We start from the raw sequence: 12,561 nt of genomic DNA, 5'->3' as shown, positions 1-12,561 counted from the left end.
CTTATGAGTAAAGATCTGCAAATTCAAAGTATATTCCGATTAACTCCGATGCAACAAGGAATCTTGTTCCATAGCCTGCTAGATCAAACTTCGTACGCCTATTTTGAACAAGTGAGTCTTACCCTGAACGGCTTACTCGAGGTAGAGCTTCTGGACCGAAGTCTTTCTGTTCTATTTGAGCGCCATGAGATATTGCGCAGCAATGTTTTTCACGTCAATATTGAAGAGCCTAAATTGATCGTATTCCGGCAGAAGCATCCATCCATTCACTTTGAAGACATTTCTTCACTAACGCAATCTGACCAGGTGGCCTATATAGAACAGTTTGTTCAACGTGATAAGGCCAACGGATTTGATATCACCCGGGATGAGTTATTCCGGGTCTCCATATTGCAGTGTGCGTCTGATGTATACAAGCTGATCGTTAGCTTCCATCACATCATTATGGATGGATGGTGCTTAGAAATCGTTCTGAAAGAATGGTTCCAGATCTACACATCATTGAAAAAAAATGAGCCAGTTCAGCTAGGTGAAGCTCCTTCTTATGAAAAATACCTCAAATGGCTGGACAAGCAGGATACAGATACAGCGCTTATGTTTTGGGAGCGATATTTGGATGGTTTTGAACAGCAAAGCATCTTGCCTACGAGTGGTAAAGGGAGCCACGTTGATTACGATCCACAGCAGCAAATCTTTAGCTTTGATTCGCAATTAACAGGTCAGTTGGAATCACTGGCCAAAGAACTCAAGGTTACTTTGAGTACATTGTTTCACTCCATCTGGGGTCTGCTATTGATGAAATACAACAACACCCGCGACGTGGTATTTGGCTCTGTCGTTTCCGGTCGTCCGTCAGATATTCCGGGAGCAGAAAATATGGTGGGCCTATTTATCAATACTATTCCAGTGCGTATATCAAGTGAAGAGGATCATCTTGCTTTTTCGGAATTCGTCCAGCATGTACAACATTCGGTTATGGAGGCGGGAGAGCACCATTATGTGCCTCTTGCTGATATTCAGGCGGGGAGTTTGTTGAAGAGTAATCTGATACACCATATTTTGGCCTTTGAAAACTTCCCGGGTATGGAGGAAGCCTCCGATCACGCGGACGAAAACAGTTTAGCGGTTTCGGAGATGGCTGGCTTTGAACAAACTAATTATTCCTTCAATCTTAACGTTGTCCCCGGTGAGAAACTGCGGATGAAATTCAGCTATAACGGTCTATTATACGAACCAGCATATATAGATCGATTAGGTCGACACGTTGAAGAAATCGCCCGCACTGTGGTTTCATCTGCTGATGTTGTTTTGAACGAAATAGATATTATTCTGCCAGAAGAAAAAGAATTGATTTTGAAGAAATTCAACGGGACGGCTGCGCCTTATCCAAGGGAGAAGACGATTCATCAATTGTTTGAGGAGCAGGTAGAGCGAACACCGGAACATCCGGCAGCCCTATACAAAGATCGGCAATTGACGTACCGGGAGCTGAATGCCCAAGCGAATCGGGTGGCTCACGTCCTGCGGAAGAAAGGGATCGGGCCCGACCAGATGGTGGGCATCGCAGTTCATCGATCGCTGGAGATGATCGTCGGCCTGCTGGGGATTTTGAAGGCAGGAGGGGCGTATCTGCCGCTACATCCAGCGGACCCGGAAGAACGGCTGGGATTCATGTTGGAGGATAGCGGGGCATCTATCCTGCTGACCCAGCGGGATCAGTTGGACCGCCTTCGTCCGCACGGAGCCGATCGCGAGCTGATCGCTATCGAAGATCTGCTGATGGAGGGGATGGAGCTTACAGGAGAAGAGTGCGAGAAGAACCCGGAACCCGTTAACCGCTCAACCGATTTGGTGTACGTGATTTATACGTCAGGCTCCACCGGCAAGCCGAAGGGGGTTATGATTGAGCACGCTTCACTGATCAACCGTCTGCACTGGATGGAAAAACGAATTCCGTTTGGAGCAGAGGATGTGATCCTGCAAAAAACGCCATACACCTTTGACGTATCGTTGTGGGAGCTGTTTTCATGGGCGATTCAGGGATCGACAGTATGCTTTCTGGAGCCGGGAGGCGAGAAAGACCCGGCAACGATAGCCGAAACGGTGGAGGCCAACGGGGTAACAGCGATCCATTTTGTACCATCCATGCTGGGAGCATTCCTGGAGTACACCGAGCACAGCGGAGCCGCTAGGAAAATGCGCAGTGTCCGGCGAGTATTTGCCAGCGGGGAAGCGCTGATGACAGAACATGTCCGCCGGTTTAACCGTTTGCTGGGAGCCGAAGGAGCCACGTTGCACAACCTGTATGGACCGACAGAGGCAACGGTAGAGGTGGCGTATTACGACTGTCCTGCCGAGCAGGAACCAGAGAGCATTCCGATCGGGAAGCCGATTGATAATGTGAAATTGTATATTTTGGACCGTAAAGACCGATTGCAGCCGATAGGTGTACCGGGCGAGCTGCACATTGGAGGGGACTGCGTAGCCCGGGGATATGTGAATCGGAAAGAACTGACGGAGGAGAAGTTCGTAGCGGACCCCTATGCGGCGGGGGGGCGGATGTACCGAACGGGAGACTTGGCGAGATGGCTGCCGGATGGAAACATTGAATATATGGGTCGGATCGACCATCAGGTGAAAATTCGGGGCTACCGGATCGAACTGGGTGAGATTGAAGCGGCCTTACTCGCGTACGAAGGTGTCAAGGCGGCTACAGTACTTGCCCTTGATGATCGAGATGGTGGTAAATATTTATGCGCATATTTCGAAAGCGGAGAAGGTTTGAACACATCTATTTTAAGGGCGCACTTGAAGGCACTCATACCGGATTACATGGTGCCAAGTCATTTCGTTCGGCTAGATGTTATGCCGCACCTGTCCAGTGGCAAGGTTAACCGTAAAGCGCTACCCGAACCAGATCATGGGATGCGAGCCACCAGCTATGTTGCACCAAGAAACGAAACGGAAAGAAAACTAGCCGAGATTTGGGAGAAGTTACTGGACATATCCTCCATCGGTATACATGACAACTTTTTTGAACTGGGTGGACATTCACTAACAGCGACTCGACTCATGTCTCGAATCAATAAGTTGCTGCAAGTTGAAATTCCACTCCGTGATATTTTTGCACATCCGACCATCGAAGAAATGAGTGTTTTGATCTGCGGACCAGAGGTTGCAGCTGGGACGATGATGGATATTGCTCCTGCCGAGCTACGCGATTCTTATCCAGTGACATCCGTTCAAAAGAGACAAATGATTTTACATCAGTTTGAAGGAGCAGAAACAGCATACAATATGCCCTTTGCCTTACTGATGGAGGGAGAACTGGACATCCAGCGGCTGGGGCGAGTGTTCAGGGATCTAATAGATAGGCATGAGGCATTGCGGACATCATTTGAGTGGGGCACAGAGGAGCCAGTACAAAAAATTCATAGTGAGGTTCCATTTCAACTGAGTTTCCAACAGGCTGATGATATCGAAATAGAAGCACAGGACAAACAGATTCAAGCGATATTCAAATCGTTCGTAAGACCGTTTAACTTAGGTCAGGCTCCATTATTGCGGGCGAAGCTGGTGCGTATTTCGGACAATAGGCATATTTTGATGGTAGATATGCACCATATTGTTGCAGATGGCGTTTCCATGAGCGTTTTGGCTAATGATTTCACGACATTGTATCACGGGAACTCGCTGCCACCATTGCGTATTCAATATAAAGACTACGCCGTTTGGAACAGTGAGTGGATCAAAGAAGGACACTTGATGAAGCAGGAACAGTACTGGTTAGACTTGTTTTCGGATGAGCTTCCTGTCCTTAATCTACCAACTGATTTCACGAGGCCTCAAGTACAAAGCTTTGAAGGTGACCGGTATTCTTTTCAAGCTGACAAGACACTTCGTGAAAGTCTACAGCAATTTGTTGCAGCAAATCGGACCACTTTATTTATGGTACTGTTATCGGCTTACAACGTGTTGCTGCATAAGTATTCAGGCCAGGAAGATATCGTGGTAGGGTCTCCAATAGCAGGTCGTAATCATACAGATTTAGAAAATATTATGGGGATGTTCGTTAACACACTAGTGCTGCGCAACCGTCCAGCTGCTGACAAAACGCTCAAGCAATTTTTACTGGAGGTGCAAAGAAGCAGCCTGGAAGCTTTCGAACATCAGGATTATCCAATAGAAGATCTTGTAGATAAGCTCGAACTTCACAGGGATTTAAGCCGAAATCCTCTGTTTGATACGATGTTCTCTCTAGAAAATACCGATTCGGTAAGCCTGCAAGCTGACGGGATATCCATATCACCGTATTCTGTTGAAGCTGGCATTGCCAAAGTTGATTTAACGTTAACAGCAGAAGCGGATCAAGAGGGACTCTCTTTTCGAATTGATTATTGTAACAAGCTGTTTCACAAAGAAAGTATTGAGAGAATGTCGAAGCATTATTTGCAGATTTTGCAGACTATTGTGGACTCTGCGGATCTCCGGATTAGCGACGTAAACATGGTAACTGCATCCGAAGAAGAGATCCTGTTAACGAAATTTAATACGGTACCCGCTTCTAACGAGAAAGAGAACCGAAAATTGCTGCATCAGCTCTTTGAAGAGCAGGTAGCGAAGACGCCGGAGCGTGTCGCAGTATCGTTCGAGGAACAACAATGGACTTACAGCGAGTTAAACGATAAAGCGAATCAGCTTGCCAGAGTGCTTAGAGAAAAAGGAGTACAGGCCAATACGCTTGTTGGCATTATGGTAGAGCGATCTTTTGAAATGATAGTCGGAATCCTAGGGATTTTAAAGGCTGGGGGTGCATATGTTCCTCTGGCACCAGATTATCCTGCGGAGCGAATTAGTCTGATGCTATACGATTGCAAGATAACACTATTATTGGCTTCCCATCATGTTCTGACTGAATCAACTTTCATAAAAGAGGCAGGAGCAGATGGATTTGCAGGGGAAATCCTTGATTTGGATCAGCTCGATATGATCGTTAAGGATTCAGATTCTAGTAACTTACCTTATGTGAATGAACCGGATGATTTGGCATATGTGCTATACACCTCTGGCTCAACAGGTAAACCAAAAGGGAATCTGACCATGCATTATAACGTGGGAAGATTGATTAAAAACTCCAATTATATCGATCTTACAGAACAGGATATTCTCTTGCAGTTATCTAACTATGCCTTTGATGGGTCAGTCTTCGATATATTCGGCGCTCTGGTCAATGGTTCTAAGCTGATTCTCTTACGTAAAGAGAATATGCTGAATCCAGAAAAACTGTCTTCCTTAATTCGAAATGAAAATGTCTCGGTATTTTTTATTACTACCGCCTTGTTTAACACGTTGATAGAAACCAATATTGAATGTTTTACTACAATTCGCAAAGTACTTTTTGGTGGAGAGCGGGTTTCACTTCCGCATGTGAGTAAGTTGTTTGAATATATCGGACCCCATAAAATGCTGCATATGTACGGTCCTACCGAAAGCACGGTCTTTGCTACCTGTTATGGTGTAGATCAGATTCATGAACGGAAAGGTACAATTCCGATTGGAGCCCCGATTACAGGTACTACTGTGTATATTCTGGATAAAAATCTCAAATTGCAGCCTATTGGTATTCCGGGAGAGCTTTGTATAGCAGGCGATGCACTTTCCCAGGGCTATTTGAACCTACCTGACTTTACAAAAGAAAAGTTTATAGACAATCCATTTAATCCAGGCGAGAAAATGTACAAAACAGGTGACATTGCAAAATGGCTTCCAGATGGAAATATTGAATTTGTAGGCCGCCAAGATCATCTGGTGAAAATTAGGGGGTTCCGTATAGAGCTTGGAGAAATTGAAAATCAACTACTATCCCATGAACGCATTAAAGAGGCAATAGTTGTAGCTAAACCGGATCAATCCGGCCAAAATCGTATTTCTGCATATATGGTGACAGACGGGGAATTAAATACTTCAGCTATTCGCCGTTACTTGGCGAAGTATTTACCAGATTACATGTTGCCATCCAGCTTAATACTGCTAGACAGTTTGCCGCTGAACGCTAATGGCAAGGTGGATCAGAAGAAATTGCCAGAGCCTCATATCAACTTAGACTTAAGCACGCTGTATGAACCACCGACAAGCCCTACGGAAGAGAAGTTGATCAAAATTTGGGAAGGCGTACTGGGACAAGAGGGAATTGGAATTAGTCACAGTTTTTTTGACCTTGGAGGAGACTCTATTAAGGCTATTCAAGTTATCGCAAGGTTGAGTCAAGAGGGATTAAAGCTGGATATGAAGGACATATTTCAGCACCCTACTGTTCAGCAAGTAGCACCATATGTCCAACGTCGTTCCAGAATCATTGACCAGAAGGCGGTAACAGGTGAGGTACAGCTAACTCCAATCCAAAAATGGTTCTTCGAAAATGTACAGGATGATCGGAACCATTTTAATCAAGCGGTTATGTTGTTTACTAGTGGTGTGTTTGATGAAGAAGCCCTGAAAACTGCTTTGGAGAATATTATTATTCACCATGATGTCCTACGAATGGCGTATGAGATCGGTCAGAGTTCTGTTAGCCAATACCATATGGAAACGCAGTTAAAGCCTCTTCATTTAAATATTTATAATCTACAAGGAAATAACGATGCTGAAAGCAAGATTGAGGAAGAGGCTAGTCGGCTACAGGCTACCATGGACTTAAGAGCAGGCGAGATTATCCGGGTTGGCTTGTTCCAAACAGATCAAGGTCAGCATTTGCTGATTGCTATTCACCATTTAGTTATTGATGGAGTCTCCTGGCGAATCTTATTAGAGGATTTGGAGAGCGCATATACCCAGGCATTACAAGGTGAGACTATCACTTTGCCGGATAAAACAGACTCTTTTCAGTATTGGTCTGACCGGCTTGCAGAGTATTCGAATAGTCGGGCTTTACTAAAGGAGAAGGCATATTGGCAGCAAATTGAAGGTGTTCAATGTGAGTCTCCATTTCCTCAGAAGAGAGCAGTTACTGAAGAGGGTGGAGTGAAAAAAGAAAGAACGAGTATAGCTGTCCGGTTGGACAAGCAAGATACACAGCTACTGCTTGGAACTGCTCATCAGGCCTATAATACCGAAATTAATGACTTATTGTTATCAGCACTTGGATTGACTATTAAGCAATGGACGGGTAGTAAAATCTTCGCTATTAATCTTGAAGGACATGGCAGGGAAGAGATTATGGAGGAGATTGATGTTACTCGAACCATAGGCTGGTTTACTTCGATGTTTCCTGTTGTGCTGGATATGAGGGATAGTGAAGATATTTCATCTGTTATTCGGCGAACTAAGGAAATGATTCGGCATATCCCTAATCGAGGGATTGGATACGGAGTTCTGAAGTATTTGACCAATGTGGAGCATATTCAAGATTTAGATTTTAACATACAGCCACAAATCAGTTTTAATTATCTGGGACAATTTATGGATGGTACGCAAGAGGGAAGCTTTGAATCGTCACCGTTATCTCCTGGACGTTCTGTTGGTGAAGGGGCAGAAAGCCATTTTACACTGGACATCAACAGTATTGTTTCCCAAGACCAACTGTTACTTGAATTTGGATATATTCGCGGCGAGCATGAAGACCATGCTATTAAACAATTATCCCTTATGTATATAGAGCATTTAAAAATGTTAATTAATCACTGTACAAGCATTTCACAGAAGGTTCTCACACCATCTGATTACCAAGACCATACTCTCTCTATTCCTGAATTAGATCAGATTCTCACACAGTTTGGTGGGACTGAACAGGTAGAGCATATTTACCCGTTAACACCTATGCAGCAGGGAATGCTGTTCCATTACATGATGGAGCCGGAAACTACAGCTTATGTGGAACAAGTCGCGATTGAAATGGAAGGTGAACTACAGCAGGAGCTTCTGGAACAGAGTTTTCAAGAATTGTTGGCAAAATATGAAGTATTGCGTACGAATTTTGTGTTTACCGGTATACGTGAACCTCGGCAAGTAGTGCGTAAACATCAACATGCAGAGTTTCGGTTTTATGACCTTACCGGGATGAATGAGCAAGAAATTAACGCTTATCTAGAGGATTACAAAAAACAAGATCTTCTGCGTGGATTTGATTTATCCAATGAGGCACTAATACGTATAAATGTATTAAAAACAACTCCTGATAAGTTCCTTATGATGTGGACCTTCCATCATATGATTATGGATGGATGGTGCGTAGGAATTGTCTACCACGATTTTATGAGCATGTATCTAGAATTGAAAGATGGTAGACCGCTTAAGTCTGAAACAGCCCCTGCTTATTCAACTTATATTCGTTGGCTGGAAAAGCAGGACAAAGAGGAGTCCATGCAATATTGGAAACAGGCTTTGGATGGATATACGCAATGTGCAGTTATACCAAAGACGTCCAAATTGCAGGCTAAAGAAAGTGGTTATCAGACGAGTCAGCTGGAATTTTCGTTAGACCAAACACTGACACGACGATTAACAGAGATTGCATCTCATAATCGGATTACGGTCAACACGTTGTTCCAATCCATGTGGGGGGCATTGCTTCAAAGATATAACAATACCAACGATGTAGTATTTGGAGCAGTTGTTTCAGGGCGACCGCCAGTAATCCCGGACATTGAGAGCATGGTAGGTATTTTCATTAATACGATTCCCGTGCGAATTTATGGCGAGGAGAATGAAAGCTTCATTGAAATGGCCAAGAGAGCTCAACAAAGCTCCATTGAATCGGTTAAGTATGAGTACACATCATTAGCTGACATTCAATCCATATCTACACTGAAGCAAAGCTTGTTAGATCATATTATTGTGTTTGAAAATTACCCTGAGTATGGCGAAGAAGAGGCGCTGCAGAAGCACAATCTGAAAATTCACGTGCGAGATATGGCCTTTTATGAACAGACAAACTATGACTTTAATCTTATTGTTTCCCTAAAAGAAGAACTGAACATTAAATTTCTGTACAACGCTGATACCTTAAGTAGAGAATTTGTGGAACGTATAAAAAATCATTTAAATGGCGTGGTCCGACAAATCGTGGATAATCCGGAGATGAGTATATCCTCAATTGAAGTAACTTCTTTACCAGAGAAAGAAGTGATTTTGAATGAATTTAACAATACGACGGCGATCTATCCGCGAGAGAAGACAATCCATCAATTGTTTGAGGAGCAGGTGGAGCGAACACCGGAACATCCGGCAGCCCTTTATAAAGGACGGCAACTAACATATCAGGAGCTGAATTCCCAAGCGAATCGGTTGGCTCATGTGCTGCGGGAAAAAGGAGTAGGACCTGATCGTGTGGTGGGGATCGCGGTTCACCGGTCGTTGGAGATGATTATCGGACTACTAGGAATCTTGAAAGCAGGTGGAGCCTATCTGCCGCTGAATCCAGAGGACCCTGAAGAACGACTGGCGTTCATGCTGGAGGACAGTGGAGCATCCATTTTATTGACCCAGCAAGAGTTAGCGGAGCAGCTTCGTTGTCATGGAACAACCCGGGAACTGATCGCTATCGAAGATATGCTGGTACAGAAAAAGGAGCAAACAGGAAGAGAAAAGAATCTGGAATCGATCAATCGCTCGACGGATTTGGTGTATGTGATTTACACCTCGGGGTCTACGGGTAAGCCCAAAGGAGTCATGATTGAGCATGCCTCGCTGATCAATCGTCTGCACTGGATGCAAAAGCGGATTCCGTTTGGAGCGGAGGATGTGATCCTGCAAAAGACACCGTATACCTTTGATGTATCGTTGTGGGAATTATTCTCGTGGGCCATCCAAGGGGCAACGGTATGCTTTTTGGAGCCAGGAGGAGAGAAGGACCCGGCAACAATAGCTGAAACGGTTGAGGCTAACCGGGTAACGGCATTGCATTTTGTGCCGTCGATGCTGGGAGCGTTTCTGGAATACATGGAACACAGCGGAGCTGCGGGGAAAATGCACAGTGTAAGACGTTTATTTGCCAGTGGAGAAGCGCTGATGACAGAGCATGTTCGTCGGTTTAACCGCCTGATAGGAGGCGGCGGTGCCACGCTGCATAATCTGTATGGCCCAACGGAAGCGACCGTGGAGGTGGCGTATTATGACTGTCCTGCCGAGCATGAACCGGAGAGCATTCCGATCGGGAAGCCGATTGATAACGTAAAATTGTACGTTTTGGACAAGAAGGACCGTTTGCAACCGATAGGGATACCGGGGGAACTGCATATTGGGGGCGACTGTGTAGCGCGAGGATATGTCAACCGGGAGGAATTGACGGAAGAGAAATTCGTAGAAGATCCATACGAGCCGGGAGGACGGATGTACCGAACAGGAGATCTGGCCAGATGGTTGCCGGATGGAAATATCGAATATATGGGCAGAATCGATCATCAGGTGAAAATCCGCGGGTATCGGATCGAACTGGGTGAGATTGAGGCGGCTTTGCTTGCACATGATGGAGTTCGGGCAGCGGCAGTGCTTGCCCGTGCTGATGACCGAACGGGGACGCCTAGTTTGGGTGCGTATCTTGTTGCCGAACCTCATGTGACAACGGCAATGTTGCGACAAAATCTATCTGTCTCAGTTCCAGAGTATATGATTCCAGCTTATTTTGTATTCTTGGATCAGATGCCGCTCACGTCGAGTGGTAAGATTAATCGTCGTATGCTATTAGAAATTGAGCTGGAGTTTGGTACCGGAACAGAATATGTAGAGCCCAGCAACGAGCTGGAAAAGGAATTAGTCGAGATCTGGATGAGTGTACTCGGTGTTGAACATGTGGGTATCGACGACAATTTCTTTGAACTGGGAGGACATTCTTTAACGGCTATTCAGCTTGCATCTCGGTTACAGGGGATTTTGAGTAGTGAATTACGGTTGAGCAGTATCTATCAATACCCTACGGTCAGAGAGTTGGCACTACATGTGGAAAAAATGGAAGAGAAACATTCTGCACTTGCCCAACAATTTGATCAGATTATAGCGTTGCTGCATCAAAAGCTGAACGTTAAGGGTTGGATACAACAAGAGCAATTCAATGGAAAATCTTATATTGTTCTGCATTTAGAAGAGGGAGCCATTTCTTTCGAAAAAGAGATTATGGAACTGTTGGACATGAATTGCGATGAATCGATCCAGCCTCATTACATCACTTGGCATGGAGAAGAAACCCTGAGACTAGAAAAGGTCAATCTTGAAGACATTAAGAGCATATGGACAGAAAGAATTGACAATGATTTGGACATTTTCTCCAAAGCTATTCTAAGCCTAGGAGTGATCGAGAGACTGCCAGTTTCTCCAACACAACGCTACCATCTCCAACACAGTGATATTTCTGGCACGATTATTCCGCTAGAAAAACATATGAACATGGAGTATGTGGGAGAAGCGATTCTGCAGATTATTCGAGATCAAGATTTGATGAGAAGTACGCTGTGTGAAGAAAACGGAGAATTGCAATGGCAAGTAAGGGAAGCACCGGATCATCTTCCTGTACCACTGGTGGATATCTCTATGTATGACGAAGATGCACAGCAAGTGATTCTGAATAATATCATCTGGCCTTATTTTTACAAAAAGCATGAATTGAGCAATTCACTTTTATATCGGATATTGATTGTGAAAAAGAATCTGAAAGACTACCTGCTTATATTACCTTTTTCGCACTCGATCTTTGACTTTATGAGCAGTGAGATTATTAAGCACCAGTTCAACACTTATTATGAATGTGTTCGAGCTGGAAAGGAAACGCCTGAAGGGAGCAAAAATCGTTACTCTGATTTTACAGCTCATATTATGGAAGGACCTCAGGGTGTTGACGATCTGGAACTAGTAACTACCTATAGTCTAGATAAGTTTGATCGTGCAATGGGTCGTATAACCAATTTTGTCGATCAAAAAGCAGTACTTGAAGGGCATACAACCGTTATGTGGGATTTGAAATCTTCCGAGAGAGCAGTTCACTTGGACAACACTAGTCATTGGGAGATCGCATTCTTTACGTTTACTGCTTTTTGTAAAATGTATTTCGAGCTTAGTCAGGTACCCATTTGGGTAACGCAGTATGGCCGAAGCTTTGGAGAGAAGCGTTACTATGATGTTATTGGTGAATTTGTGGATCATATCCCGATACTAACAAATTTAGACCAAAACCTGGTATCTCTAGAACAGCAGGTTCGCCAAAGTGTTCAATGGGCAGCTGAACATAATATCAGCTTTGCTAACTTAATGTATAACCCGGATGTACAGAACGATTATCCTTTATCTGGAGGATACTTGCAGCAGGCTTTGGATAGAATGCCAATTGTATTTAATTTCCTTGGTGAGCTGAGAAGTGAGCATCAACTCCTACAAACGGTGGATATGGGTAATGTCAATGTTGAAGGAAGATCACGAATCTTATGCGAAGTTTGGCATGATAGCGAGTCTAATCTGTTTATGGCACTAACTCTACCTTTTTCAGAAGACGAAAGTATAGTACGGAATCATTTACAAAGTGCCTTGGAGCAATTGGAAAGACGCTGGGCAACCGTTCTGTAACTCTTGCCCTAACCG

At 44.4% G+C, this 12,561-nt stretch carries 1 protein-coding gene; it reads left to right on the top strand.

The window, feature by feature from the left end; all coding sequences use genetic code 11:
- Positions 1-3: 3 nt before the first annotated feature.
- Complete coding sequence (locus KSP24_RS15755) at positions 4-12,546, top strand: non-ribosomal peptide synthetase (RefSeq protein WP_216975706.1); 12,543 nt, start codon at positions 4-6, stop codon at positions 12,544-12,546.
- The last annotated feature ends 15 nt before the right edge of the window (positions 12,547-12,561 follow it).

It is taken from the genome of Paenibacillus sp. AK121 (genome assembly GCF_019042715.1).
GTDB classification, from domain to species: domain Bacteria; phylum Bacillota; class Bacilli; order Paenibacillales; family Paenibacillaceae; genus Paenibacillus; species Paenibacillus polymyxa_C.
Note: the sequence above shows the minus strand (reverse complement) of the source record. Positions and strands in the feature narration are given on the sequence as shown.

Coding starts and splice junctions, on each gene's coding strand:
- KSP24_RS15755 (WP_216975706.1), top strand. CDS start 4: ATGAGTAAAGATCTGCAAATTCAAAGTATATTCCGATTAACTCCGATG.